Source organism: Bradyrhizobium daqingense (assembly GCF_021044685.1).
GTDB lineage: Bacteria > Pseudomonadota > Alphaproteobacteria > Rhizobiales > Xanthobacteraceae > Bradyrhizobium > Bradyrhizobium daqingense.
Genome location: NZ_CP088014.1, coordinates 2,244,823 through 2,270,724, shown reverse-complemented (window position 1 = coordinate 2,270,724; position 25,902 = coordinate 2,244,823). Strand labels below are relative to the sequence as shown.

Annotated in this window: 31 protein-coding genes and 1 riboswitch; of the genes, 18 read left to right on the top strand and 13 right to left on the bottom strand. The window is 64.4% G+C overall.

Features of this window, described 5'->3' with window-relative positions; translation table 11 throughout:
- Positions 1–118: 118 nt before the first annotated feature.
- Together LPJ38_RS10855 and LPJ38_RS10850 are read right to left on the bottom strand one after the other, a co-directional pair.
- Entirely contained in the window at positions 119–817 is a 699-nt protein-coding gene (locus LPJ38_RS10855; protein WP_167520739.1) for a glutathione S-transferase family protein, read from the bottom strand.
- 129 nt (positions 818–946) lie between these two features.
- Complete coding sequence (locus LPJ38_RS10850) at positions 947–1,726, bottom strand: sulfite exporter TauE/SafE family protein (protein ID WP_145641492.1); 780 nt, start codon at positions 1,724–1,726, stop codon at positions 947–949.
- A gap of 121 nt (positions 1,727–1,847) precedes the next feature.
- On the opposite strand from LPJ38_RS10850, the gene LPJ38_RS10845 reads away from it, so the two are divergent.
- The 5 genes from LPJ38_RS10845 to LPJ38_RS10825 all read left to right on the top strand — a co-directional run bounded on the left by LPJ38_RS10845 (position 1,848) and on the right by LPJ38_RS10825 (position 7,678).
- Positions 1,848–2,765, top strand: coding sequence for a LysR substrate-binding domain-containing protein (locus LPJ38_RS10845; protein ID WP_145641537.1), 918 nt, complete (start codon positions 1,848–1,850; stop codon positions 2,763–2,765).
- 110 nt (positions 2,766–2,875) lie between these two features.
- On the top strand, positions 2,876–3,100 hold the full coding sequence (locus LPJ38_RS10840; RefSeq protein WP_008544563.1) for a hypothetical protein: 225 nt from the start codon (positions 2,876–2,878) through the stop codon (positions 3,098–3,100).
- A 51-nt stretch (positions 3,101–3,151) separates the two neighbouring features.
- Positions 3,152–3,379 (top strand): hypothetical protein, encoded by a 228-nt coding sequence (locus tag LPJ38_RS10835; protein WP_145641490.1) that lies wholly within the window; start codon positions 3,152–3,154, stop codon positions 3,377–3,379.
- A gap of 93 nt (positions 3,380–3,472) precedes the next feature.
- Positions 3,473–6,445: an excinuclease ABC subunit UvrB gene (uvrB, locus tag LPJ38_RS10830; RefSeq protein ID WP_145641488.1), complete on the top strand. Its 2,973-nt coding sequence runs from the start codon at positions 3,473–3,475 to the stop codon at positions 6,443–6,445.
- A gap of 6 nt (positions 6,446–6,451) precedes the next feature.
- Positions 6,452–7,678 (top strand): hypothetical protein, encoded by a 1,227-nt coding sequence (locus LPJ38_RS10825; RefSeq protein ID WP_145641486.1) that lies wholly within the window; start codon positions 6,452–6,454, stop codon positions 7,676–7,678.
- 4 nt (positions 7,679–7,682) lie between these two features.
- Here LPJ38_RS10825 and LPJ38_RS10820 read toward each other — a convergent pair whose 3' ends face one another.
- The 3 genes from LPJ38_RS10820 to LPJ38_RS10810 form a co-directional block, all read right to left on the bottom strand.
- Positions 7,683–8,069: a hypothetical protein gene (locus LPJ38_RS10820; RefSeq protein ID WP_145641484.1), complete on the bottom strand. Its 387-nt coding sequence runs from the start codon at positions 8,067–8,069 to the stop codon at positions 7,683–7,685.
- 93 nt (positions 8,070–8,162) lie between these two features.
- Positions 8,163–8,342: a hypothetical protein gene (locus tag LPJ38_RS10815; protein ID WP_145641482.1), complete on the bottom strand. Its 180-nt coding sequence runs from the start codon at positions 8,340–8,342 to the stop codon at positions 8,163–8,165.
- 86 nt (positions 8,343–8,428) lie between these two features.
- Entirely contained in the window at positions 8,429–8,662 is a 234-nt protein-coding gene (locus tag LPJ38_RS10810; RefSeq protein ID WP_145641480.1) for a hypothetical protein, read from the bottom strand.
- Between the two features lie 280 nt (positions 8,663–8,942).
- Here LPJ38_RS10810 and LPJ38_RS10805 point away from each other — a divergent pair, with 280 nt between their 5' ends.
- The 5 genes from LPJ38_RS10805 to LPJ38_RS10785 all read left to right on the top strand — a co-directional run bounded on the left by LPJ38_RS10805 (position 8,943) and on the right by LPJ38_RS10785 (position 12,429).
- A complete protein-coding gene (locus LPJ38_RS10805) occupies positions 8,943–9,545 on the top strand; it encodes a nuclear transport factor 2 family protein (protein WP_231088606.1) in 603 nt (200 codons plus the stop codon).
- A 77-nt stretch (positions 9,546–9,622) separates the two neighbouring features.
- Entirely contained in the window at positions 9,623–10,063 is a 441-nt protein-coding gene (locus LPJ38_RS10800) for a nuclear transport factor 2 family protein (RefSeq protein WP_145641478.1), read from the top strand.
- A 366-nt stretch (positions 10,064–10,429) separates the two neighbouring features.
- Positions 10,430–11,341 (top strand): hypothetical protein, encoded by a 912-nt coding sequence (locus LPJ38_RS10795; protein ID WP_167520738.1) that lies wholly within the window; start codon positions 10,430–10,432, stop codon positions 11,339–11,341.
- A gap of 242 nt (positions 11,342–11,583) precedes the next feature.
- Entirely contained in the window at positions 11,584–12,006 is a 423-nt protein-coding gene (locus LPJ38_RS10790; protein ID WP_145641473.1) for a hypothetical protein, read from the top strand.
- A 285-nt stretch (positions 12,007–12,291) separates the two neighbouring features.
- Complete coding sequence (locus tag LPJ38_RS10785) at positions 12,292–12,429, top strand: hypothetical protein (RefSeq protein ID WP_167520737.1); 138 nt, start codon at positions 12,292–12,294, stop codon at positions 12,427–12,429.
- Positions 12,430–12,469: 40 nt separating this feature from the next.
- Here the strand turns inward: LPJ38_RS10785 and LPJ38_RS10780 are convergent, their stop codons facing one another.
- The 3 genes from LPJ38_RS10780 to LPJ38_RS10770 form a co-directional block, all read right to left on the bottom strand.
- Complete coding sequence (locus tag LPJ38_RS10780; RefSeq protein ID WP_008544517.1) at positions 12,470–12,616, bottom strand: hypothetical protein; 147 nt, start codon at positions 12,614–12,616, stop codon at positions 12,470–12,472.
- Between the two features lie 198 nt (positions 12,617–12,814).
- Positions 12,815–13,294 (bottom strand): MaoC family dehydratase, encoded by a 480-nt coding sequence (locus LPJ38_RS10775; protein WP_145641470.1) that lies wholly within the window; start codon positions 13,292–13,294, stop codon positions 12,815–12,817.
- Positions 13,294–13,746, bottom strand: coding sequence for a MaoC family dehydratase (locus LPJ38_RS10770; protein WP_145641468.1), 453 nt, complete (start codon positions 13,744–13,746; stop codon positions 13,294–13,296). Before LPJ38_RS10770 ends, LPJ38_RS10775 begins: the two co-directional genes overlap by 1 nt.
- A gap of 173 nt (positions 13,747–13,919) precedes the next feature.
- On the opposite strand from LPJ38_RS10770, the gene LPJ38_RS10765 reads away from it, so the two are divergent.
- Positions 13,920–14,216 carry a DUF4282 domain-containing protein gene (locus LPJ38_RS10765; RefSeq protein ID WP_018648333.1) on the top strand — a complete coding sequence of 99 codons (297 nt, stop codon included), beginning with the start codon at positions 13,920–13,922 and terminating at the stop codon, positions 14,214–14,216.
- A gap of 143 nt (positions 14,217–14,359) precedes the next feature.
- Here the strand turns inward: LPJ38_RS10765 and ychF are convergent, their stop codons facing one another.
- The 4 genes from ychF to LPJ38_RS10745 all read right to left on the bottom strand — a co-directional run bounded on the left by ychF (position 14,360) and on the right by LPJ38_RS10745 (position 17,527).
- The gene (gene ychF, locus LPJ38_RS10760) at positions 14,360–15,457 is read right to left on the bottom strand and encodes a redox-regulated ATPase YchF (protein WP_145641466.1); all 1,098 of its coding nucleotides are present in this window, start codon (positions 15,455–15,457) and stop codon (positions 14,360–14,362) included.
- 123 nt (positions 15,458–15,580) lie between these two features.
- Positions 15,581–16,186: an aminoacyl-tRNA hydrolase gene (gene pth / locus LPJ38_RS10755; RefSeq protein WP_145641463.1), complete on the bottom strand. Its 606-nt coding sequence runs from the start codon at positions 16,184–16,186 to the stop codon at positions 15,581–15,583.
- A gap of 58 nt (positions 16,187–16,244) precedes the next feature.
- Positions 16,245–16,967 (bottom strand): 50S ribosomal protein L25/general stress protein Ctc, encoded by a 723-nt coding sequence (locus LPJ38_RS10750; RefSeq protein WP_145641460.1) that lies wholly within the window; start codon positions 16,965–16,967, stop codon positions 16,245–16,247.
- Between the two features lie 296 nt (positions 16,968–17,263).
- Complete coding sequence (locus tag LPJ38_RS10745; protein WP_145641458.1) at positions 17,264–17,527, bottom strand: accessory factor UbiK family protein; 264 nt, start codon at positions 17,525–17,527, stop codon at positions 17,264–17,266.
- 224 nt (positions 17,528–17,751) lie between these two features.
- Here LPJ38_RS10745 and lgt point away from each other — a divergent pair, with 224 nt between their 5' ends.
- The 7 genes from lgt (at position 17,752) to LPJ38_RS10710 (ending at position 24,818) form a co-directional block, all read left to right on the top strand.
- On the top strand, positions 17,752–18,597 hold the full coding sequence (gene lgt / locus LPJ38_RS10740) for a prolipoprotein diacylglyceryl transferase (protein ID WP_145641455.1): 846 nt from the start codon (positions 17,752–17,754) through the stop codon (positions 18,595–18,597).
- Positions 18,598–18,618: 21 nt separating this feature from the next.
- Positions 18,619–19,734 (top strand): class I SAM-dependent methyltransferase, encoded by a 1,116-nt coding sequence (locus LPJ38_RS10735; RefSeq protein ID WP_145641452.1) that lies wholly within the window; start codon positions 18,619–18,621, stop codon positions 19,732–19,734.
- On the top strand, positions 19,734–20,501 hold the full coding sequence (pgeF, locus tag LPJ38_RS10730; RefSeq protein ID WP_145641449.1) for a peptidoglycan editing factor PgeF: 768 nt from the start codon (positions 19,734–19,736) through the stop codon (positions 20,499–20,501). The genes LPJ38_RS10735 and pgeF overlap by 1 nt, the downstream gene beginning before the upstream one ends.
- Before the next feature lie 282 nt (positions 20,502–20,783).
- The gene (locus tag LPJ38_RS10725; RefSeq protein ID WP_145641447.1) at positions 20,784–21,401 is read left to right on the top strand and encodes a hypothetical protein; all 618 of its coding nucleotides are present in this window, start codon (positions 20,784–20,786) and stop codon (positions 21,399–21,401) included.
- A 194-nt stretch (positions 21,402–21,595) separates the two neighbouring features.
- Positions 21,596–22,549, top strand: coding sequence for a ribose-phosphate pyrophosphokinase (locus LPJ38_RS10720; protein ID WP_167520736.1), 954 nt, complete (start codon positions 21,596–21,598; stop codon positions 22,547–22,549).
- A 209-nt stretch (positions 22,550–22,758) separates the two neighbouring features.
- Positions 22,759–23,787, top strand: a complete 1,029-nt coding sequence (locus LPJ38_RS10715; RefSeq protein WP_145641443.1) for a putative zinc-binding metallopeptidase — start codon at positions 22,759–22,761, stop codon at positions 23,785–23,787.
- Complete coding sequence (locus LPJ38_RS10710; protein ID WP_167520735.1) at positions 23,784–24,818, top strand: D-alanine--D-alanine ligase family protein; 1,035 nt, start codon at positions 23,784–23,786, stop codon at positions 24,816–24,818. The genes LPJ38_RS10715 and LPJ38_RS10710 overlap by 4 nt, the downstream gene beginning before the upstream one ends.
- A gap of 146 nt (positions 24,819–24,964) precedes the next feature.
- Here the strand turns inward: LPJ38_RS10710 and LPJ38_RS10705 are convergent, their stop codons facing one another.
- Positions 24,965–25,552 carry a 6,7-dimethyl-8-ribityllumazine synthase gene (locus LPJ38_RS10705; RefSeq protein WP_145641439.1) on the bottom strand — a complete coding sequence of 196 codons (588 nt, stop codon included), beginning with the start codon at positions 25,550–25,552 and terminating at the stop codon, positions 24,965–24,967.
- A gap of 77 nt (positions 25,553–25,629) precedes the next feature.
- Positions 25,630–25,788: riboswitch (FMN riboswitch) on the bottom strand.
- Between the last annotated feature and the right edge of the window lie 114 nt (positions 25,789–25,902).

Genomic DNA, 25,902 nt, shown 5'->3' with positions numbered 1-25,902 from the left:
CCACAGGGAGATGTTTGGCGAAGATTTGGCGTTCGGTACGCCTACCGGCTGCGACCGGGAGATCACGCGGTATGGGTCCCGGCCTTCGCCGGAACGACCCGTGGAGAGACAGCGTGGGCTACACCTCATGCCCCGGCGATGTCCGCGCCATGCCGTCGAATGCATCGAGCAGCTTCTCGCGCCACGCATAGATCGGATCGTCCGCTTCGAGCAGCCTGAACGGGCTCACCACGCGCGCCCATTGGAAGCCGCCGAACACGATGTAGTCGGCGTAGTTCGGCGTGCTACCACTGAGATAGGGCTGTTTCTTCAAGGTCTGCCGCATCACTTCGAGCGACTTGCGAAATGCGACGACGCCGCTGTCGCGGCCTGCCATGACCTGTTCCAGGCTCTTGCCGCCGAAGCGCGCCTCGCGCGATTTTCTGAAATAGGCGGCGTCGGCCTCGGCGAGATTGTTCGGGATGTCGGCGACGATCAGCGGAAAGATGCCGCCGACGATGACGATGTCGCCGAAGGCGTTGACCATGCGCGCCATGGCGCGGCCGCCCTCGCCGCCGAACAGCGACGGACGATCCGGGAAATTGTCTTCGAGGTAGGTTGCGATGGTCCAGGAATCGACCACGGGCCTGTCATGATGCAACAGCACGGGGACTTTCTCGGAGCCGTGTGGCGCGATCGCGCTCTTCTCGGTGAAGCGCCAGGGCAGCGATTGCGCCGACAGCCCCTTATGCGCCAGCGCCATCCGCGTGCGCCAGCAATACGGGCTGAACGGGCGCGCGGCGTCGGTGCCGACGAGTTCGTAGAGTTTGAGTGACATGCTTGCGGGCTCCTCATGCTCCGTCATTGCGAGGAGCTCTTGCGACGAAGCAATCCAGACTGCCGCCGCAGAGACCATTCTGGATTGCTTCGCTTACGCTCGCAATGACGATGTGGTCGGCCGTCTCGCTCATGGCAAACCTCCCCTGTCGAAGGCGGCCAGAACCGGCGCACGAAGCAGCAGCCAGCCGCCATAGGCGATGTAGTAGCAGGCGATGGTGGTGATGAGCTTGTTGGACCACGCCACGAATTGCTGGTCGGTCATGGCTTCCAGGATGCGCCGCGCCAGCGTGGTGCCGAGCATCGAGGCTATGATCGCAACGGCAGCGAGCACGGGGTCGAGGCTCGCCGCCTGGTCGATGATGCCGCCGAAATAGACGAGCTTGGTGAAATGGCTGACGAGCTGGCACATCGCTTTCGTCGCCACCTTCTCGCGCCGGCCGAAATCGCCGCCGAGGAAGAAGGTATCGAGCAGCGGACCGGAGACGCCGGTCATCAGCATCAAGCCCATGCAGATCGTGCCATAGACCGTGCCCTGCCAGAGACGGTCGGGGTCCGGCTTGATGTTCGTCGGCAACAGACGCGCCATGAACGGCGTGGCCCCCAGCATGAGCAGCGCCATCGGCTTGTCCGGCACGTAGCGGGTCAACGACCACGCCGCGAGCGCGATGGCGCAGCCGACCAGATAATTCGCGACCGGCCGCCAGCGGATATGCGAGCGCCACAGCAACGCGCGCCATCCGTTGGAGGCCATCTGCGTGATCGCATGCAGCACCATGGCGGTCGGTAGCGGCATCAACGCTAGAAGCACGCCGATCAGGATCAGCCCGCCCGCCATGCCGAACAGCCCCGACAGGAACGCGGTGGCGACCATCAGCAATCCGAGGGCAACGATCATGATGGGCGTCACGACGGGGTCTCCTGTCGGGGATTGTCGGAGGTGAACCTGCCTTGCTTGCTCTGCCTTCGCAAACCGAGTTATCTTGGCCTGGCATCAGCTTTCCTGAGGGTGCTGAATAGGGGTCTTGCATTTGCGGCGGCTGCTGTTTCTCAACGGCATCAAGGCATTCGAGGCGGCGGCGCGGACCGGCAGCTTTGCTGCGGCCGGACTCGAGCTCAACGTGTCGGCCGCCGCGGTCAGCCGCATGGTGAATCTGCTCGAGCAGCGGCTCGGCCTCGCGCTGTTCGAGCGCAAGGCCAACCGCTTGGTGCTGACACAGGCCGGCCGCGCCTATCAGAGCGGGCTGACGCCGATCTTCGATGCGCTGGCGAGCCTCACCGCGCAGGTGACGGCGCCCTCCAGCCTGCGCGTGCTCACCATCGGCGTCGGCCACACCTTCGCGATGCGCTGGCTGATCCCGCGCCTGTCGGAGTTTCGCAGCGAGGAGCCGGACATCGAGGTGCGCTTCACTACCGGCGGCGCCTCGGTGCCGTTCGGCGAGGACTGGAGTTGCGGCATCAAGCTCGGCACCGGCGACTGGCCCGGTCTCGTCGCCGAGCCGCTGTTCGCCGGCGACCTCACCCCGGTCTGCGTGCCGCGCCTTGCGAGCGGATTGAAGCGGCCGGCGGATCTCAGGGGACCGAGCCTGATCCGCGTCGCGCATTCGCCGGAGGACTGGCCGATCTGGCTGAAGGCGGCAAACCTCGCCCGCATCAATGCGCGCGGGCCGGAGTTCCAATTCTATGGCCAGGCGTTGCAGGCTGCCGCCGACGGGCTCGGCATCGCCATGGGCATCCGGCCCTATATCGACGACGACCTCGCCGCCGGCCGGCTGGTCGCGCCGTTCGATCTCTCGGTGCCCAAGGGCATGCGCTGGTACCTGCTCTATCGCGGCTTTCAGACCGAGCAGCGCGACTTTGCCGCGTTTCGCCGCTGGATCATGCGCGCGGCATCGGAACCTGCTGCCCGGCCGGTGAAGCGGATCGGCCGCACCGCCGCGCGGAACTGACCTGTCACCCGATCGGGTGAAAAAGCCGGCCACTTGTGAACCGCTTCACATGCTGAAGGCCGCAAATGTGGTCCCCTGACCCTCCGAAAAGAAACGTGGGACCGACAAGAATGACGACCATCTACGACGGCTTTGACATCGAATCCTTCGAAGCTGGCAAAGGCCTGTGGCACGCCCGCATCCGGCGTGCGGATTTCAGCCCGGTGGCCATCGACGGCGTGCTGTTTCCAGCCATGGAGGTCGGCTTCGCCTGGCCCGATCGCGACGCCGCGATTGCCGACGCCAAGCACCACATCGATCGCTTCCGCCGGCGGGCCGAGGGCGACGACGAATAGGCGAACGGTCGGCCAGCAGACCAAGACGGGCGGCGCAAGGGGGAACCGGTCATGTCAATCATCGAAATCGACGGAGCGCGGCCGCGGATCTATAGCCGCGCCGTGCTGTCCAACTGTCCGGAATGCGACGGCGATCTCACGGTGCTTCGTGTCATCGGCGGTCGCGCCGGATGCGAGTACTGGACCATGCGCTGCACCGATTGCGGCAGCATCCATCTCGACATCCTCGAGCCGAATGTTACGGCCGAGGACGGTGAGGGTCCGTCGCCGGCGGCGTGAGCTCCGGGACTGCTGCCAACCTGCTGTCAGCAGTCTGCATCACGAGGGGCATTCGCCCTTTATTGCGGGGCGGACTCGTCCCATATTCGCCTCATGGCGAAGAAACCTGCATCCTCCGAAAAATCCGGCAAATCCCCGAAGACCAAGGCTCCGAACTCGAAGGCGCATCGCCCCGACGTGCAGCCGATCGGACCGGCGCTGGCCGAATTGCTCAATCCCGCGATCAATCGCGGCGATGCGGGCCTCGGGTCGGGCACCGGCCTGCAGCCACCGCCGGACAATTCGCGCGATCGCCGCTCCGGGGGCGAAGCTGCCGCACACCGCGCCCGCGCCTCGACGCCGAAGGAGTTTCCGCAGGACGCCACGCGGCCGATGCCGCTGCGGCCCAATCCACAGCCGCCGGGCGCGCGCCAATCCTCTGAGCTGACCGGATTGGAAGAGGCACCGCAGGCCAATTACGGAACTGCGGCCACGATTCCGAAGCTCGATCCGGAACTGGCGCGGCAGCTCGGGCTGCCGACCGAGGAGGACGACGCCGAGGCGCTGGCGCGGCCGCCGCGCTCCAAAATGGAGGCGCTCGGCGTCAAGGCCACCGCGGATGCGCTGGAGGCGTTGATCCGCGAGGGGCGCCCCGAGTTCCGGAAGGACGACGGCTCCACGCGGGTGTGGACGCCGCACCGGCCGCCGCGCCCGGAAAAGTCCGAAGGCGGCGTGCGCTTCGAGATCAAGTCGGCCTACGAGCCCAAGGGCGACCAGCCGACTGCGATCGCCGAGCTGGTCGAGGGCATCAATCGCAACGACCGTTCGCAGGTGCTGCTCGGCGTCACCGGCTCGGGCAAGACCTATACCATGGCCAAGGTGATCGAGGCGACGCAGCGGCCCGCTCTCATCCTCGCGCCGAACAAGACGCTGGCCGCCCAGCTCTATGGCGAGTTCAAGAACTTCTTCCCCGATAACGCGGTCGAGTATTTCGTCAGCTACTACGACTATTACCAGCCGGAAGCCTACGTCCCGCGCACCGACACCTATATCGAGAAGGATTCGTCCATCAACGAGCAGATCGACCGCATGCGCCACTCGGCGACGCGCGCGCTGCTGGAGCGCGACGACGTCATCATCGTGGCGTCGGTGTCCTGCATCTACGGTATCGGCTCGGTCGAGACCTACACCGCGATGACTTTCGCGCTGAAGAAGGGCGAGCGCATCGACCAGCGCCAGCTGATCGCCGACCTGGTCGCGCTCCAGTACAAGCGCACTCAGGCCGATTTCACCCGCGGCACATTTCGCGTGCGCGGCGACGTCATCGACATCTTCCCGGCGCACTATGAGGACCGCGCCTGGCGCGTGAACCTGTTCGGCGACACCGTCGAGAGTATCGAGGAGTTCGATCCGCTCACCGGCCACAAGCAGGACGAGCTCGAATTCATCAAGATCTACGCCAATTCTCACTATGTGACGCCGCGCCCGACGCTGGTGCAGGCGATCAAGTCCATCAAGTTCGAGCTGAAGCAGCGACTCGACCAGCTGCACAATCAGGGCCGCCTGCTCGAAGCGCAGCGGCTGGAGCAGCGCACCACGTTCGACCTCGAGATGATGGAGGCGACGGGCAGCTGCGCCGGCATCGAGAACTATTCGCGCTATCTCACGGGACGCCGCCCCGGCGAGCCGCCGCCGACTTTGTTCGAATACGTCCCCGACAACGCGCTGATCTTCGCCGACGAGAGTCACGTCACCATTCCGCAGATCGGCGCCATGTTCCGCGGCGACTTCCGCCGCAAGGCGACGCTGGCCGAATACGGCTTCCGCCTGCCCTCCTGCATGGACAACCGGCCCTTGCGCTTCGAGGAGTGGGACATGATGCGGCCGCAGACCATCGCGGTGTCGGCGACGCCGAGCGGCTGGGAACTGAACGAGAGCGGCGGCGTGTTCGTCGAGCAGGTCATTCGCCCGACCGGGCTGATCGATCCGCCCGTCGACATCCGCCCTGCCCGCACGCAAGTGGACGATCTCGTCGGCGAGGTGCGCGCCACCGCGCAAGCCGGCTATCGCTCGCTGATCACGGTGCTGACAAAACGCATGGCGGAGGACCTCACCGAATATCTGCATGAGCAGGGTATCCGCGTCCGCTACATGCACTCGGATATCGACACCATCGAGCGCATCGAGATCATCAGGGATCTCCGCCTCGGCGCCTTCGACGCGCTGGTCGGCATCAACCTGCTGCGCGAGGGCCTCGACATTCCCGAATGCGCGCTGGTCGCGATCCTCGATGCCGACAAGGAAGGTTTTCTGCGCAGCGAGACCTCGCTGATCCAGACCATCGGCCGCGCCGCGCGCAACGTCGACGGCAAGGTGATCCTCTATGCCGACCAGATGACGGGCTCGATGGAGCGTGCGATCGCCGAGACCAACCGCCGCCGCGAGAAGCAGGTCGAGTACAACACCGCCAACGGCATCACGCCGGAGACCGTGAAGAAGCAGATCGGCGACATCCTCAACTCCGTCTACGAGCGCGACCACGTGCTGATCGAGGTCGGCGGCCACGACATGACCGACGACGTCATCTCGATCGGACACAATTTCGAGGCCGTGCTCGCCGATCTCGAAACCCGCATGCGCGAGGCCGCTGCCGACCTGAACTTCGAGGAAGCCGCCCGCCTGCGCGACGAGGTCAAGCGCCTGCGTGCCACCGAACTCGCCGTGGTCGACGACCCCACCGCCAAGCAGCGCACCGTGCAGGGCAAGGCCGGCGCCTATGCCGGCGCGAAGAAGTATGGTGATGCGGCGAACCTGCCGGTCAGCGCGATGAAGAAGAAAACCGTCAGCTCGGCGCTGAAGGCGAGCAGCGGCGGTGGCTCCAAGGTGCACAAGCCGCATCTCGACGAGATGCATGGCCCGGAATCCCTGCCCTACCGCGAGACCCGGGCGCTACCGGCAAAGCCGTTCGGCGGAAACAGCCGTATCATCCAGCCGACGGATTCACGGCAGTCGGGGCCGGAGTTCGGGCCCGCGCCGAAGTCGACGGGTGGCGCGCCGGGACGACGGGGTGGCTGGAAGAAGAGGTGAGTTAGCTTGCCAATCTCGTTCTACACCGCGCAAATACCCAGCCTCATTACTTGGTTCAATGGCTTTATCGGATTTCGTGAGATTCAGAAACGCATAGAGCGCGTCGAGATGAAGCTGAAGGACATTGGGATGAGTGTCCCCAGCTTAGATCGACGATACTATTTTCATTCGACATACAAGCGTCTCGCGAAAAGAAACCGAACATTTGGCCGAATAGACATCGGCGAACCCAATACTACTCGTGCAATTTCTCTTGTTGCGGCGCTCAAGGAATTTGTAACTCCGCTATCACACGATGAGCGGGCAAGATTGCGATCTCGCATACTTGAGTCACTGGACCCTGACCGGGACATTCGCGAGCTTGAGCACGAAATGCGCGCGTTCGTACACTACAAGTCCGCAGGATACACTGTTACTCCCGGCGACGGCAATAAGATGGATCGATTTGATTTTCTGATTCGGGGCAACAACCGCGAATTTGAACTGGAATGCAAAACCTTCGCAGAAAGTATTGGCACTCCGGTTTCGGTTGAAGACAGTGTCTATGTCTTTCGTGCAATAAGGAAAGCGGTTTTAGCTGAGCCCAGTTTCAGAGAAAGTGGCATTCTAAGGCTCATATTTCCAGCGAGGCCCCTTCTTTCCGAGCAAGAGCTGGAGAAGATCGTTGCTAAGTTTCTTTTGCAAGCGCCGACCGAGCAGCGCGATACGCGCTATTCATTGAGGTTCGAAAGACGACCGGAATGGGACGCTTGGCTTAAGGAGGGAAAGCATTCAGACGTTGTGGACAACATCGCCAACCAATTTGCGGAACACAATCTGCATTTCATGACGATGTTATCGCGAAATCACGCTGTCATGGGAGTCGTTGGGAGCGAACAAAGATCACATCCTGTGACTTCGATCTTTTCTCGCCTAAAGAAGGCAAGCGACCAATTCTCTAAGCAGCGTCCAGCAGTCCTATGGGGCAATTTCCTCGGAATTGGTGAGAGTGAATTTCGAGGGCTCTTGGCAGAGACTCGGCTCGGCCATCGGTCGTTGGACGTCTTTGGACATAATCTCTTTAAGAGTTCCAATCGAAACCATATTGTCCGACTACGATTGAGTGCGGACGGGCTCAACGTACAAGCGACCCGATCCGAGAGTGTCTATGTCCGTAATGAAATACACACCGGTGGCCCGGCTTACGACCTAACATCACGCGTCTCGCGATACAGTGCCGAGAGTACTGAGTAGAGGCTCACCCCACGCTCGCCGCCACCACCGCCATCACCGACAGCAGCAGCACGATCGTCACCAGTTGCAGCGAGGCGACGGGCTGGGTGCGCCAGGCCGTGATCTTCTCGGAGAGCGACAGATGGGCCTCGAAGAACTTTGGCTCGTAGACGGTCTTGAACAAGGTGGGGAAGCTCGGGCCCAGGGTCACCGCGAGTAGCGCGTGGGTGAACGAGGCGATGGCGACGAAGATGGCGACGCCGGGGTCGCCGGAGAGGTCGTGGTCGCCGCAGAGCTTGAGCAGGAAGGCGGCGAGGGCGAAGGTCGGGAAGCTCTGGAGGGTTGCGGTCAGGACGAGGCCTTCGAGCGCGTTGTGCAGGCGGAACTTTCTGGCGGTGGCGATGGCGGCCATGACACGTCTCCCTGATGACTTCGAGATGACGTTAGCGGCGCCGGGGCTGGCGTGATGTGACGTGAATCACCCTGCTGAGAGGCGGCGATCGGCTCAGAGCTGGCGGAAAAAGACCAGAAAGATGCCCAAGCCGATCGTCGAGAACGAGAGCAAGACAACCGGCCAGTTGTACCTCACTTCCTTCGCTCGAACGGCCTTCCTCATGAAAGCAACGGCAAAATGCAGGAATAAGATTGCGAGAACGACTCCCCACAAGAATTTGCCGACGTCCATCGCATCCCCTCACCCGAACGCTTGGAAGTAAACCTACCATTCCGGCAAGCGGAGCAGAAGGCGCGAGGGAGCAGGTTTTTGCGTGACTACAACTTCCCCTGTCCGTTCACCTGGCTTTGCTGCTGCCGCTGCTTGTCCTGCTCCTTGGCATGATGCCAGCCGTAAAGGCAGCCGGCGGTCGCACCGAGGACGCCGTGATGGCCGGCATAGTGGCCGGCGACGCCGCCGACGATGGCCCCCTTAATGCAGCCCTTGGCGCTGGCGGCCGAAGTTGCGCCGAGCATGAGCAGGGCGGCGACGATGGCGGCGAGTGATTTCATGGATCGAAGTCTCCGGATGCGTATCGGCGAGCCAACGAGTCCGGCTGCGCGCGGTTCCATGCGCGCGGCCGCCCGGGCCTGCGCGTCTATCCATGCGCCATGCGCGACTGGTTGCGCGAAACTCGTGCAGTTACAGCGCCAGTCGCCGGGGCACCATGAACCTGGCATTGCGCTCGTGCGTCCCACCCTCTGTAACATCCCGGTGATTTTGCGGATTGCCGATGCACACGACACCGCGCGTTAGCGTTGCGCAACGCCGGGGCCAACAAGGACAGGCGGAATGACGGTGGAGAAGCTCAATCGCCAGCGTGTCGTGCATATGCTCGATTCCTTCGCGCGCGGCGATATCGAGGTGGCGCTGGCGTGCTGCACCGACGACGTCGACTTCCTCACCCACGCGCCGATCGACGTGCTGCCGCACATGGTGCCGCGTCACGGCAAGGAAGAGCTGCGCGAACTCTGGCAGACGATCTGGTCGCGCTATTCAGAGGTTCGCTACAAGGCGCCCGTGATCGTCGCCGAGGGCGACGAGGTCGCGACCTACATGCACGCCTATTTCAGGAAGCGCAGCAACGACCGCGTCGTGCAGTTCGACATGGCGGTGTTCTACAGCTTCCGCGGCGGGCTAGTGGCGCAGATCCGCGAGATCATCGATTCCTACAATCTGGTGCAACAGGTGCTGGAGCGCGAGATCGGGCCGCTGATCGTGACCGCTGGGGTGGATTGGGCGAGGTCGCGCCGCGGCTTACGGTTCCATGCGACCCGCCAGAACCGGGAAAATACGGGCCTTTGTTGCAAATCTCACAAAATGCGCGCATTTGTGCATTGCGAAAACGTGAATTGCGTTTTGGCCGAAACCCCGTATTTATTCGTACACAAATGAGTTGAGCGCCCCGGCACCTTTCTGTGCATGGGGTTGTTTTCCGTTTTTCTTGCAAGCCAGCTTCAGGACTGCCCCAAATGACAGAGCACAGCCTCTGGCGTTTCTCGCGCGCGTTGCACCGTGCGATCAACGACCGGGAGTTCGGCGATATCGAGGCCCTGATCGACGAGGACGTCGAGTGGGCGCTTTATGGCCCGATCGACATGTTTCCGTTCCTCGGCGCGCGGCACGGCAAGGACGCCGTGCTCGACGTCATCCGCCAGCTCGCCGACAACTTCCACGTCCGCCGCTTCGACCGCGAGAGCATCATGCTCGGCGTCGATTCCGCCGCCTCGATGCTGCGCTATTCGCTGACGGCGCTGGATTCCAACAAGCCAATTAGCCTGCGCGTCGCGCAGTTCGCCCAGTTCAGGGCGGGCAAGCTCGTCAGCATGCGCGTGCTGATCGACACTTTCGACCTGGTCGAGCAGGCGCTCGGCCGCGCCATTCATCTGCCGAAGATGACGCGCGCCGGCTAAAGCATGATCCGGAAAAGCGCGAAGCGGTTTTCCGGCAAGATCATGCGCAAGCGACAACCTGAAGCGCGACGAGGATTGATCCAGATCTCATGGCGCTTCAGGGGGGACGCCAACGGGTCCCGCTCTCCGGGACCGATGACGACACTGACATGACGCTCCTGGCCTCCAGCCCCGCCGGATGCGGCCGTGTCAGCAGCTCGTCGTCGGGCGCGCGCCTTTCGCGCGGCCCGTTGGTTCGTTATTCGCGGTGCGCCGTCACGATTTCGCGAAGATGATCAACATGTTTTGCGCGGAATGGCGCATGGCCTTTGCGGAAGGCCGATATATATTGCCGGACAGCATGCGCTGGGGTTTGCGGGCAGGACGATGGAATTCTCGACAGGGTTTGGCTGGACCAGGCTGCCGGTGCTGGCGGCCGCATTCATTTTGGGCTCGGCGCTGACGGTCTCGGCGCAGATCATCCCGCCCCATGCGGCCGCGCCCGACGACGAGGCCGAGACCGAGGCGGCGGCCGCCTCTGATGTCAACGACCCCGACGTGCTCAAAGGCATCGACGTCGACAAGCTCGACTGGAGCCAGCTCGCGGTCGATGCCGGGAGCGGCATCGATCCCACGGCCGCCAAGAAGCGCGCCCAGGCCGCCGCCAAGGATGGCCTGGACTGGTCGTCGAACGCCAATGCCAACGGCTCCTCCGCGGTGACGGTGAAGCAGTCCGTGTTCTCGTTCTGGGATACGCGGATCGGCGCCGACATGACGGTGACGAACGAGCCGAGGACGATGTCCGAGCTGCTGGCGCAGAAGGCCAGCAATGGCGGCAACCTGCCGCAATCCTCCGGCAGCGCCTGGGCAACGGCGACCGCGCCGGGCGCGGGCGTGATCTGGGACAAGACGGCGGTGGAAGCCCGCATCGATCCCGGCTCCGAGCAGAGCAAGATCGGGGCCTCGCTGACCAAATCCGTGCCGCTCTCCGGCGACACGTCGCTGACACTCCAGAACGGCTACAGCGTCAACCAGCACGGCACCACGGCGCTCCCCGGCGTCGGCGGCCACATCAGCCGCAATTACGAGACCGACCAGACCGCCAAGGTCACGCTCACCGACACCGGCACCAGCATCACCGCCGGCCAGACGCTGTCGACCACCGACGACAAATGGCTGCGCAAGTTCGGCGCCGAGCAGAAGCTGTTCGACAACGTCACGGTCTCCGGCTCGGTCGGCGAGACCTCGCAAGGCGCGATCAACAAGAGCGTGACTGCGGGCTTCAAGAAAAGCTGGTAGTCTCCTTACGTCGCCCCACTTGCGGGAGAGGGAGTGAAGGGAGCGAGCCGCGAAAACGCCTCGCCGCAGCCCGCATTCACACTCTGCTAACCCTGCGCCACGGCAAAACCCCCGAATGGTCCGCCCTTGCCGCATCTCGGCCCATTTGCGGCCAAAATCGGACGCACAGATGCGGGCTGCCTCACAGACGTCGTCGTGCGGGGGACACTCGCGCTGCGCTCAACGCGAACAGGGGAATAACGATGAACGCCATGCGTCCCGAAAAGGCCGAAGCCACCGAGACCGAGACGGTCGACAACAACCTTGCCGCCGTGACCGAGGTCGAAGCCGGCATCCGCGATTTCGTCCGTAACGACATCGCCTATCTGCGCCGTCCGGCCGCGACCACCACCGACGCACCGCCGCTCGACCCGAGCGCGGAAGCGACCGTCAACAACGTCAACTCGCTGATCCAGCGCGTCGCCGGCACCTCGCTCGCCGAGATCGAGAATCTGATCTCCGAGCTCGAGAGCCTGCGCGACCTGCTCCACGCCGAAGGCCAGCGCGTCCAGCGCGAGATCTCCGGCTATGCCCAGCTCAGCCAGGCCGCGATGAAGTCGACCCGCATGATCGCCGACAACGTCGCGCAGTGGAAGCGCGCTGCCGACGGCCTGCGCAACAGCTGATCGGTCAAAACCGCATCACCGGCCGCCGCGTTCCCGGAAGGGGCGCGGCGGTTTTGCTTTGTGAGGGCCTCGTGCCCCCGACGCGGTACGGCACGCAGCGACGCGCCGCAGAGCCGGGACCATGGTCAGGACGAATACGCGGCGCGCTGGGTCCCGGCTCTGCGCAGCAGCGTTGCACACTGCGGCGCGTCCGGGACAGGAGGGCACGTTTGAACCCTCCGTCCCTTACCAGCGACCAATGCCAAGCGCCCGTAGCCTTAGCGGCGGGGCCTTGGGGACAATCTCATGGAAAGCATTCGGCCCGACAACTCGGACCCTATTGCACTGCGGCCCGCGCCGAATCAGCTCGGCACGATCACGCTGCGCTTTGTCGGATTGCTGGCGGTTGCGATCGCCGTCCTGGCTTTCGTCTACAGCCGCTGAGACGGGGCCGGATGCGGCCCCGAAAATAGTTAACGAAATCTTACTCGGAGACTTCGACGCTAGAGGCTTCTAGCGTGTAGGCGCCATCAGCATAGCCCTTCACCACCATGCCAGCGACGAGCATCACGGCCAGCGTCGCAGTCGCGAAGATGAAACCAACGAATTTGAGTGCGCCGCGATCTGCCATGGTCCTCGTCCCCTGTCTCTGCCCAATTGGTTTCAAATAGACAGCGACAGGTTCATAATTAGTTAGCACCTCACTGGTTCCGCCAAACTGCTTCGCGGTAACCAGCTTTGCGGGGCTTATGACAGCCGCCCGGAATCGCGTCCATAGCGCGGGTGCAACACTCGCGCCTTCATTTCGACCGTTCATCTTGGAACAGATCTAACCGCCGTTCCGCATCGGCACGAAGGCCGAGGCGGTGATGGAATAGACTTCCTCGCCGCGCTGATTGGTGCCGGTGGTACGGGCCGTCAAAATGCCCCAGCCGGGGCGCGAGGCTGACGTGCGCTTGTCGATGACGACGTTGACATAAGAGACCGTGTCGCCGGCAAGCACCGGCCTGATCCAGCGCAGGTCGCGAAAGCCTGGCGATGGGCCCCACACCGCAACGTCCTCCCCGCGCGAGGCGGCCTCGCGCGCCAAGCGCTGGCCATCGGCGACAAGCAGGCTCATGCAGGCGGAGCCGACGTGCCAGCCGGAGGCAGCCAACCCGCCGAACAGCGAGTTCTTGCCCTCCTCCTCATCGAGGTGAAAGCGCTGCGGATCGAACTTGGCGGCGAACGTCTTGATGGCATCCGCGGTGAACGTATAGGCGCCGATCTCGCGGCGCTGGCCGATATCGATGTCCTCGAAGAACCGCATCAGGCCGCCCCCTCGCGTCGCTTGATCAGGATCGGCGAGGTCATCTCCGCGAGCGCCTCGCCCTTGGCGTTGCGCACGGTGCATTTGAACTTGACGATGCCGAGCTCGGGGCGGCTCTTCGAGGCGCGCGCCTCCACGACGTCGACGTCGAGCATCAGATCGTCATCGGGCCGGAGCGGAGACAACCAGCGCACCTCGTCGACGCCGGGCGAGCCGAGCGAAGCGGCGCGGGTGATGAAGCCGTCGGCCATCATCCTCATCATCAGCGAGCACAGGTGCCAACCGGAGCCGGACAGGCCGCGCAGCATGCTCTTCGCCGCGGCCTCTTCGTCGAGGTGCATCGGCTGCGGATCGAACTCGGCGGCAAAGGCCAGAATCTCGTCGCGGGTGACGTGGCGCGGGCCGAACGTTCCGAACCGGCCGGGCGGGAAATCTTCGAAGGTCAGGGTCATCTTGGGATTGGTTGGCGGAAATGACAGATTGTGGCCGCACTTTGCGGCAATCTCAACCCGCCAGCCCGCATGGCTCGTGCTACATTCGGCGCGGCGGCGTGGTCTTGAGTCGGATCAGCCCGGGGTCGCGATCCGCGGTCCGATTTGAAATCCCGATTTGCCTGGGGAGAGCGATGTTTTCATTCAGCGACCTGTTTCAATGGGACCGGTTCATCACCCCCACGATCATCAAGACCTTCTACTGGCTGGTGATTGCGCTGATCTGCCTGTTCGGCCTCTCCGGCATCTTCTCCGGGCTCGCTGCGATGGCGATCAGCCCCTTCGGCGGCTTCCTGGTGCTGCTGTCGTCGATCGCCAGCGTCGTCGTCGGCATCGTGTTCTCGCGCATCGTCGCGGAACTGATCCTGATCGTCTTCCGCATCAACGAACATCTCGGCGCGATTAGGGATCAGGGCGGCGGGATGCGGTGAGGCTCTCCTGTCCCGGACGCGGCGCGGCATGAAATGACGCGACGCAGAGCCGGGACCCACGCATCCGCAATCAAGACTCCTGGGCCCCGGCTCTGCAGCGCACCGCTGTAGAAGCGCTGCGCTGCGTCCGGGGTACGAGCAGCTTACGTATTGAACCTGAAGTGCATCACGTCGCCGTCGGCGACGACGTATTCCTTGCCTTCGAGCCGCAGCTTGCCGGCATCGCGGGCGCCGGCTTCGCCGCCAAGCGCAACGTAGTCCTCATACGCGATGGTCTCGGCGCGGATGAAGCCCTTCTCGAAATCGGTGTGGATCACGCCGGCCGCGCCCGGGGCCTTGGTGCCGCGATAGATGGTCCAGGCGCGCGCTTCCTTTGGCCCGACGGTGAAATAGGTGATGAGGTCGAGCAGCGTGTAGCCGGCGCGGATCAGGCGGTCGAGGCCGGCCTCTTCGAGACCCAGCGTCTCCAGGAAGTCGGCGCGCTCCTCGCGCGAGATGGTGGCGATCTCGGACTCGATCTTGGCGGAGATGACGACGGCGACGGCGCCTTCCTTGGCGGCCTGCTCCTGCACCGCCTGGGAGAACGCATTGCCCGTCGCAGCCGAGCCTTCCTCGACGTTGCAGACATAGAGCACCGGCTTCGACGACAACAGGCCGAGCATGGAGAAGGCGCGCTCCTCCTCGGCCTTGCGCTCGACGAGGCGGGCGGGCTTGCCGTCACGGAGCAGCACCAGGGTGCGGTTGACGAGGTCGAGCTGCTCCTTGGCGTCCTTGTCGTTGCCCTTGGCCTTCTTGGTGAGGTTGTCGACGCGCTTCTCGAGGCTGTCGAGATCGGCCAGCATCAGCTCGGTCTCGATGGTCTCGATGTCGGCGAGCGGGGCGATCTTGCCCTCGACATGGGTGATGTCGGAATCCTCAAAGCAGCGCACGACATGCGCGATCGCGTCGACCTCGCGGATGTTGGCCAGGAACTGGTTGCCGAGGCCCTCTCCCTTGGAGGCCCCGCGCACGAGCCCGGCGATGTCGACGAAGGTCAGCCGGGTCGGGATGATCTGAGCCGACTTGGCGATGGCGGCGAGCTTCTCCAGCCGCGGATCCGGCACGGCGACCTCGCCGACATTCGGCTCGATGGTGCAGAACGGATAATTCGCCGCCTGCGCCGCGGCCGTCTCGGTCAGCGCATTGAACAAGGTCGACTTGCCGACATTGGGCAACCCGACGATCCCGCATTTGAATCCCATGGTGTCCTGGCCTCCGCGCTCCGCGCGTAAATGTATTCCGGATTCGTCATGCGCGGGCCTGACCCGCGCATCCATCGCCTTCGAAGGATGGATCGCCGGATCAAGTCCGGCGATGACAGGGTGTTATTCCTTGCCGTTCTCGTCCTTGGTCAAAAATCCCTTCGCCTGCATGGCAAGATGCACCCTGTTGGCGAAGGTCGCGTCCGTGCCTCTGGCGATCAGTGCCGCGTGCTCGGCGACGGCATCGCAGAGCGTCGCCACCCAGTCGTTGTCGGCCTTGGCGAAGTCCGACAGCACGTGGCCGTGCACCAGTTCCTTGACGCCGGGATGACCGATGCCGAGCCTGACACGGCGATAATCGTTGCCGATGTGGGCCGAGATCGAGCGCAGGCCGTTGTGACCGGCGATGCCGCCGCCGATCTTCACCCGCACCTTGCCCGGCGGCAGTTCGAGCTCGTCATGGAACGCGGTGACGTCGCCGGGCGCGATCTTGAAGAAGCTCGCGGCCTCCTGCACGGCACGGCCGGACTCGTTCATGTAGGTCGTGGGCTTGAGCAGGATCACGCGCTCAGTGCCGAGCGCGCCTTCCGATGTCTCGCCCTGAAAACGACGGCGCCATGGTGCGAAACCATGACGCCGCGCGATCTCGTCGACGGCCATGAAGCCGATATTGTGCCGGTTACGTGCGTATTTCGCGCCGGGATTGCCGAGCCCAACAAAGAGTCGCATGACGCGGCGCGCCCCTCGCTCGGCGCGCGATCAAGGACCGCGCGCCAGCTTTGAGAGATTACTTCTTCTTGTCGCCGCCGGCCGGAGCCTTGGCAGCCGCCGCCGGAGCAGCAGCGCCCGCAGCCGGAGCCGCCGCAGCAGGCGCCGCAGCACCCGCGGCCGGAGCCGCGCCACCAGCAGCAGCCGCAGCCGCCGCCTTCTGTTCTTCGGCGTAGCCGGACGGCGGCACGATGGTGACGAGGGTCGCGTCCTCGCGGGTCAGCGCCTTCACGCCGGCCGGCAGCTTGACGTCCGCCAGATGCAGCGAGTGACCGATTTCCAGCGAACCGACGTCTGCCTCGATGTATTGCGGGATGCTCTCGACACCGCATTCGAGCTCGATCGCGTGGGCGACGATGTTGACGGTGCCGCCGCGCTTCACGCCCGGGGACGTTTCCGCCTTCACCACGTGCAGGGGCACGCTGATGCGGATGGTGGCGCCTTCGCCGAGCCGCATGAAGTCGACATGGATCGGGAAGTCCTTGACCGGATCGAGGTGATAGTCGCGCGGGATCACGCGGTGCTTCTTGCCCTCGAGCTCGATGTCGACCAGCGTGGTCAGGAACCGGCCGGCGAGGATGCGCTGGCGCAGCTCACGATCCTCGATCGAGATCGTGACGGGGGGCTGGTTGTTGCCGTAGATCACTCCGGGCACTCTGCCGGCGCGACGCTCAGCCCGGGCGGCCCCCTTGCCGCTCTGCGGACGTGCGGTCGCCTTCAATTCCTTGACGGTCGTCGCCATGTCGTTAAGTCCTTGTTTTTGCAAAAGTTAATGGGCCGCAGCGCGGCCCATGGCATCATCCGCAGCAAGCCTCCAGGGGTGCGGGGGCCGCAGACGTGGCGGGCTTTTACCCGGAAGATGCGGAAATGACAAGGAGAATGGCCCCCCGTCATGCCCGGGCTTGACCCGCCTGCGCGGCCGAAGCCGCTTGGGCGAGGCGAAGGCCCGGGCATCCATCAGGCAGAACAGCCTTTCGAAGGGATGGATGGCCGGGTCAGGCCCGGCCATGACGAGTTGGCAGACCACGCGCTCTTATGTCAGGGCGTCGGCGTGCCGCCGAGCTTCGCCTCCAGCGCCGCGATCCGCGCCTTCAGGGCTTCATTCTCCTCGCGGGCGAGGCGGGCCATGTCCTTGACCGCCTCGAACTCCTCGCGCTTGACCAGATCCATGTCGCGCAGGAATTTTTCCGCCTGGGTGCGCATCACCGTATCGAACTCGCGCTTGACGCCCTGGGCGGCACCGGCGGCATCGTTCATCAGGCGGCCGATCTCGTCGAAAAACCGGTTGTTGGTCTGGGTCATTTCGGTCTCCTGGCGGGCTTCCGATAAACTTTGCGCGAACGCTCGAAAAGACAATGGCAATCCGGATCGGGCGGTTCAAGAGCGAAGCGGCGGTATCCTTGTCATGCCCCGGTTTCCTTGCAATCGTATTCAACGTCCCTGCATAAGAGGAATCACAGGGCGTCGGCTGGCGCGCAATCGCCGAAATCTCGCGCCGCAATCTGGGTTCAGACATAGAAGGCGCGATGCCCTTTCTTCTCATCGACTTTCCCGCCTTCAAGCCGATCGCGCTCGAGATCGGCCCGTTCGCCATCCGCTGGTACGCGCTGGCCTATATCTGCGGCATCGTGTTCGGCTGGCTCTATGCGCGCTCGCTGCTGAAGAAGGAGCGCCTGTGGGGTGGCCCCGCGCCGATGGCGCTGGTGCAGATCGACGACTTCATCCTCTGGGTCACGCTCGGCATCATCCTGGGCGGCCGCACCGGCTATGTCCTGTTCTACAACTTGCCCTTCTTCATCGAGCATCCCGCCGCGATGTTCAGATTGTGGGAGGGCGGCATGTCGTTCCACGGCGGCTTCCTCGGCTGCGTCGTCGCGGTGATGTGGTTTGCCTATCGCAACAAGATCTCGATTCTCTCGCTGGGCGACATCACCACCGCGGTCGCTCCGGTCGGGCTGCTGCTCGGACGCATCGCCAATTTCATCAACGGCGAATTGTGGGGCCGCGCCACCGATGCGAGCCTGCCCTGGGCCATGATCTTCCCCAACGACCCCACACATCTGCCGCGCCATCCGAGCCAGCTTTACCAGGCCGGCATGGAGGGCCTCCTCCTCCTCACCGTGCTTGCGATCATGATCCGCTTCGGCGCCTTGAAACGGCCCGGCATGATCCTCGGCGCCTTCATCCTGATCTATGGCCTGGCCCGCATCGCCGGCGAGCATTTCCGCGAGCCGGACGCGCAGCTCGGCTTCCTCTGGGGCGGATTAACCATGGGCATGCTGTTGTCGATCCCGATGCTTATCGTCGGCCTCATACTTATTGTATGGGCAGTCAGGCGCGGTGCGCCGAAGCCGATCGCGGCCGTCAGTTAATTCATTTCGAGAAGATAGACCGTGAGCGACCAGCCGCTACTCAACGAGATCAAGGCGCTGATCAAATCCTCAGGCCCGATGCCGGTCTGGCGGTACATGGAACTGTGCCTGATGCATCCGCGCTACGGCTATTATGTCTCGCGCGACCCGCTCGGGCGCGAGGGCGACTTCACCACGGCGCCCGAGGTCAGCCAGATGTTCGGCGAGCTCCTGGGGTTGTGGACCGCCTCGGTGTGGAAACAGATGGGCTCACCGCAATTCCTGCGGCTGATCGAGCTCGGTCCCGGCCGCGGCACCATGATGGCCGATGCGCTACGCGCCTTGCGCGTGCTGCCGCCGCTCTATCAGGCACTTCATATCCACTTGGTCGAGGTCAACCCGGTGCTGCGCGAGCGGCAGGGCGCGACGCTGGCGAACGTCCGCAACATCGCCTGGCACGACAGCATCGACGAGGTGCCGGAAGGACCGAGCATCATCCTCGCCAACGAATATTTCGACGTGCTGCCGATCCACCAGATGGTCAGGCTCGAGAACGGCTGGCACGAGCGCGTGATCGAGATCGATCCCAACGGCAAGCTGCAGTTCGGCGCAGCGCCCGAGCCGACGCCGCGCTTCGACGTGCTGCTGCCGCCCTTGGTGCGCGCCGCCCCGATCGGCGCCGTATTCGAATGGCGGCCCGACGGCGAGATCATGAAGCTTGCAACGCGCGTGCGTGACCAGGACGGCGCAGCGCTGATCATCGACTACGGTCATTTGCGCAGCGATGCCGGCGACACCTTCCAGGCGATCGCGCGCCACACTTTCACCGATCCCCTGAAGGCGCCGGGCCAGGCCGACGTCACCGCCCATGTCGATTTCCAGGCGCTGGCGCGCGCGGCGGAGGATGTCGGCGCGCGCGTCCATGGCCCGGTGACGCAGGGCGACTTCCTCAAGCGCGTCGGCATCGACACCCGCGCCGCCGCCTTGATGCAGAAGGCGACGCCTGAAGTCGCCACCGACATCTCGGTGGCGCTCAAGCGCCTGACCGATACCGGGCGCAGCGGCATGGGCTCGATGTTCAAGGTGCTAGGCATCTCCGAGCCGCGGCTGACGGGTCTTGCCGGCCTCAGCGATCTCGAATACGCCGGAGACAATTGATGACCCTCACTTCGTCGCTGCTATCGGCGGTGCCCGGCCTGCGCCATGCTTTCTTCACCCGCGAGGGCGGTGTCTCCAGCGGCATCTATTCGGCGCTGAACGGCGGGCTCGGCTCCCACGACGATCAGGCTCTCGTCGCGGAGAACCGGCGCCGCATGGCGGAGCATGTCGGCGTCGGGCCCGAGCGCTTCCTCAGCCTGCACCAGATCCATTCGCCCGACGTGCGCGTCGCCGAGGCGCCCTGGCCGAGCGGGCCGCGGCCGAAGGGCGATGCGCTGGTGACGAAGACGCCCGGCATCGCGCTCGGCGTCTCCACCGCGGATTGCGGACCGGTGCTGTTCGTCGATCCCCATGCGCGCGTGATCGGCGGCGCGCATGCCGGCTGGAAGGGCGCGCTGACCGGCGTGCTGGAAGCAACGATCGCCGCGATGGAGAAGCTCGGTGCCACCCGCAGCGGCATCATCGCCGCGATCGGCCCGCTGATCCGGCAGGAGAGCTACGAAGTCGGCAACGAGTTCGTCGCGCGCTTCATCGAGGCGGATGCGGACAACGCCATGTTCTTCATCCCGTCGGAGCGCGAGGGCCATGCGATGTTCGATCTCGCCGGCTTCATCCGCGAGCGGCTCGAAGCCGCCGGCATTTTGATGATCGACGATCTCGGCCTCGACACCTATGCGGACGAACGCTTCTTCAGCTATCGCCGCTCGGTGCATCGCAAGGAGCCGGATTACGGCCGTCACATCCACGCGATCGCGCTCGAAGGATGAGATCTCGTGCCCCGGACGCGGGGCAGCACGCAAGTGATGCGCCGCTGAGCCGGGGCCCATGTCTCTTCAATCTCGATCTCGGCGGCTTATCTGGGTCTCGGCTCGGCGCAGCGGCACTGCGCGCCGCAGCGCGTCCGGGACACGCACCGTCGCCTTGAAGGCTGCGCGGTCGAAGCGTGAACACACGGGCAACCCCGTGTCATTCCGGGGCGACAGGACCGTGCGTTGTGCCGCCGCCGCCCTAGACCTTAATCGATTTTAACGATATCGCTGCCCTCCATAATGAGGGACGCGTCGTTCATCTTGGGCCGTGCAGGTTCGCGCGTGCTGGCGGTCATGCTGCTGGCGGCGGCGACCGCGCTTGGCGGCTGCGCCGGAGGCGGCAGTGGTGCCGCCAACTCCTATGCGATGGCACCGAGCAGTGGCAGCGGCGCCACCGTGGCGTTTGAATCCATCGATGGGCCGCCACCGCAGGTGTTCGACCGCATGGTCGGCGTGCTCGACAGCGAATCCAAGCTGCGCAGCCTGTCGGTCGTTTCCCGCGAGGGGACGGCCGCCTATCGCGTGCGCAGCTACCTCTCGGCTCAGGTGGTGCGCGGCAAGACCGTGATCGCCTGGGTCTGGGACGTCTACGACGCCAACCAGCAGCGGGCGCTGCGCCTCTCCGGCGAGGAACCCACCTCCGCCAGGGGCGGTCGCGACCCCTGGGGCGCTGCCGACGACCTCGTTTTGCGCAAGATCGCCCAGGCCGGATTCAGCGGACTTTCCAACATGATCAACGGGACGCCGGATGCTCCCGGCGCGGCTCCGAACCTGCGCGGACCGGCGGTGGCAAGCGTGATCAAGGAGACGCCCGTGCCGGACATGCCGGCCTCGGCGCTTGGCTATGCCGCGCAATAACCCCCGCTAAACCACGGCCTCAAGTCGCGGCCAAGCCGTTGGCCCGACTCAGGATTTTCGAAGGGAAAACGTAGCATCCCGGGTTGCCATTGCAGCCTCTCGCCTGATATTTCCTCGCCCGTCGTAACCGTGCTGCCAGTGGGTATTTTCTGATGTTGAACGTCGTATCCAGCAAAGCGCGGGAGGAAGCGTCCATGTCGGCCAAAAACGGCTCCATCAAGCTCGTCGCCGGCAACTCCAATCCGGCTCTGGCCCAAGCCATCGCGCAGGGCCTCAACATGCCGCTGACCAAAGCGGTGGTCCGGCGCTTCGCCGACATGGAGATCTTCGTCGAGGTCCAGGAGAACATCCGCGGCTCGGATGCCTTCATCATCCAGTCGACGTCGTTTCCGGCGAACGACAATCTGATGGAGCTCTTGATCATCACCGACGCGCTGCGCCGCTCCTCGGCGCGCCGCATCACCGCAGTGATCCCCTATTTCGGCTACGCCAGGCAGGACCGGCGCTCCGGCTCGCGCACGCCGATCTCGGCCAAGCTCGTCGCCAACCTGATCACCCATGCCGGCGTTGATCGCGTCATGACGCTCGACCTGCATGCCGGCCAGATCCAGGGCTTCTTCGACATCCCGACCGACAATCTTTTCGCTGCCCCCCTGATGGTGCGCGACATCCGCGAACGTTTCGACCTCGGCAAGGTGATGGTGGTCTCGCCCGACGTCGGCGGCGTGGCCCGCGCCCGCGGCCTCGCCAAGCGCATCAACACCCCGCTCGCGATCGTCGACAAGCGCCGCGAGCGGCCCGGTGAGTCCGAGGTCATGAACGTGATCGGCGACGTCTCCGGCTACAGCTGCATCCTGGTCGACGACATCGTCGATTCCGGCGGCACGCTGGTGAATGCGGCCGACGCGCTGCTCGCCAAGGGCGCCAAGGACGTCTACGCCTACATCACCCACGGCGTGCTCTCGGGCGGCGCCGCCGCACGCATCTCCGGCTCCAAGCTGAAGGAGCTCGTGATCACCGACTCGATCCTGCCGACCGAGGCGGTGACCAAGGCACCGAACATCCGCACGCTGCCGATCGCCAGCCTGATCTCCGACGCGATCGCGCGCACGGCGGCGGAAGAGTCGGTGTCGAGCCTGTTCGACTGACACCGTCATTCCGGGACGGCGCCCAGTGCCGAACCCGGAATCCATCTCCGGCAATCCGTGGAGATCGCTGGGTTGGGCGCGTGCGACGCCCGCCCCGGAGTGACGACGACCTCCCCTACGCCACGGCCCCTCATAGCCCCCGCGGGTTGTTGCCGGCGCCGGCCCATGACATCATCCAGATCGAGTCCTCTCTGCCCTCTGGATGCCTGATGCCACGCCGGAAATTTGCTTGGGAAAAGCTGTCGGATGACGAGTTGCTCAAGCAACGTCTCCGCAGCCTGAGGGTAACGGTCGAAGGCACCTGGCTGGAGGACTGCGTCGGCACGCTCTACGAGGAGCTCGAAGAGCGAGGCATCCGGCTGCGGCCGCACACATGGATTTCGAGCGAATGGTTCAGTCCGGGCGACGTGCCCGGCATCGCTATCCCCTTCTACCTCGCTCATCCGCGCCTGATGAAGCTCGAGAAGAAGATGATGTTCGACGTCGAGGGAGGAACCTGGCGCGAGTGCATGGCCATCCTCCGTCACGAGGCCGGGCACGCCTTGCAGCACGGTTACCAGTTGCAGCGGCGGCGGCGTTGGCAGCAGCTGTTCGGCCCGTCATCGAAACACTACCCGCGCTATTACCGGCCCAATCCTGCAAGCCGGCGTTACGTCCAGCACCTTCGGCTCTGGTATGCCCAGAGCCATCCGGACGAAGATTTCGCGGAAACCTTTGCGGTGTGGCTGCGGCCGCGCTCGAACTGGCGAACGCGATATGCCGGCTGGCCGGCGCTGAAGAAGCTCGAATATGTCGACGAGCTGATGGGTGAGATCGCGGGGAAGCGGCCGCAGATCACGACGCGGGAGCGAGTCGATCCGCTGGGTCGGCTCAGCCAGACACTCGAGGAGCACTACAAGAAAAAGCAGGCGTTCTACGCGTTCACGCCACCAAAGACCTATGACCGCGACCTCTCCCGGCTGTTTTCAGCCGATCCGCGGCACCATCGGTCAACGCCGGCCTCGACCCTGATCAGGCGGCACCGCGCCCAGATCAGGCAATTGGTCGCGCGCTGGACGGGTGAGAACCAGCTCACGCTTGATGCGGTGCTTGACGAGATGATCTCCCGCTGCCGCGATCTCGATTTGCGGGCCGTTGGCCCCGAACAGAAGCTCGTTCTCGATTTCATCGTCCTCGTGACCGCCAAGACGATGCACGCGCTGTTTGGCCCGTCTCGGCGCAAATGGATCGCGCTATGAGACGTCTCCGTATTCTGGTGCTGATGCATCCGGACTTCCTGCCGCCGGACTCGAGCGACGGATACACGCCGCAGGAGATCAACACGTGGAAAACGGAATACGACGTCGTGAGCACCCTGCGCGCCGCCGGCCACGAGGTTCGCGCCCTCGGCGCCCAGGACGAGATCAAGCCGGTGCGCGAGGCGATCGAGGAGTTCAAGCCGCACGTGGTGTTTACGTTGCTGGAGGAATTCCACAACAACGTCGCCTATGACCAGCACATCGCGAGCTATCTCGAATTGATGAAGGTCGCTTATACCGGCTGCAACCCGCGCGGCCTGATCCTGGCGCGCGGCAAGGATCTGTCGAAGACGCTTGTGCATCATCGCCGGATCGCGGCGCCGGCTTTCGCCGTCTTCCCGATGCGCCGCAAGGTAAAACGTCCGACGCGTCTTGCGCTGCCGCTGATCGTCAAGAGCCTGAACATGGACGGCTCGTTCGGCATCTCGCAGGCGTCGATCGTGGATACCGACGAGAAGCTTGCCGAACGCGTCGCGTTCATCCACGAGCGGGTCGAATCCGCGGCCATCGCCGAGCAGTTCATCGAGGGGCGAGAGCTCTATGTCGGCGTGCTCGGCAACAACCGGCTGCGTGTCCTGCCGGTTTGGGAACTGAAATTCGGCAGCATGGGCGGGCGCAGGTCTCGGCACATCGCCACGGAGAAAGCCAAGCACGACACCGATTATCAGGAGAAGGTCGGCATCGTCGACGGGCCGGCGAAGGATCTGGCGCCCGAAGTGACCGCACGCATCCAGCGCGCCGCGAAACGCATCTACCGGGCGCTCGGCCTCGACGGCTACGCGCGCATCGATTTCCGTCTCGCCGCCGATGGTACGCCGTATTTCATCGAGGCCAATCCTAACCCCGAGATCGCGAAGAGCCAGGAATTCGCCACGGCCGCCCAGCATGCCGGGCTCGAATACCCGGACCTCCTGCACCGTATCCTGACCCTCGGGATCAGCCGGGCGAAGGCAGGTGTATCGATGGGCTGACCACGGCCCGCTAGCGGCCGGAGATCTTGGTCGAGCCTATCATTCCGGGGCGACCCGTCAGCGCCGATCCCGGAATCCATGTTGCGGCCATCCGTGTCGATAAAGGAATCGGGCTCGCGCTGCGCGCGCCCCGGAATGACCAGTGCCTACCCCACGATCCCCGCCGCGACCTGGCCGCGCAGGCGTTCGAGGCCGAGCAATGTCTCGGCACAGGCGGCCGCGACTTCGACGCCCTTGATGGCGAAATGCCTGCGGAAGAAGTCGTAGTGCACCTCGGTCTCGTGGAATTGCTGCGGCGTCAGCACGGCTGAGAACACCGGCACCTCGGTGCGCAGCTGCACGTCCATCAGCGCCTTGATCACAGTGTCGGCGACGAATTCGTGGCGGTAGATGCCGCCGTCGACGACGAGGCCGGCCGCAACGATGGCGGTGTAGCGCCGCGTCTTGGCGAGGACCTGGGCGTGCAGCGGAATCTCGAACGAGCCCGGCACCTCGAACACGTCGACATGGGTGAGGTGCCGCGCTTCGGCCTCCCTCATGAAGGCGATGCGGGCCTCTTCGACCACGTCGCGGTGCCAGCAGGCCTGCACGAACGCCACCCGCTGCGGCTTTGCGAAGCGCGGGTGCTCGGTCGCAGGCCCTTTCGGAACCGGCGGTTGGCCGACTTCAGTTTCGGCTTGGGACGTTTCGGCTTGGGAAGTTTCAGCTTGGGGATCTTGCAACATCTGATTCATGGCTTTCCTCGGTTTAAGGACCAGAATCAGGGCACACGGAACGACAAACAGCCGCATCTTGCGATGCGTCTGTCACCGACCGTTCTCTTTCATCCGGACTTTGACCGTCGGCTTCGGAGTTGCACCGAATCTGCTGACCCTTCCCTTCGGGATCACCCTCGCGGAAGGCGCTCGCGGGCTTAGGCCTTTCGGCCCTTACCGCCGGTGGGGACTTTCACCCCGCCCTGAGAACATCGGCCGTTCGGGATGAACGGCCTGCCTGGAAATATGCCGCTCGCGCGCCACCGCGGCAAGCGGGTTCCGCATGGGCAAATCGCATGGTCCCATGCCATTGCAGCGGTACGGCCCCG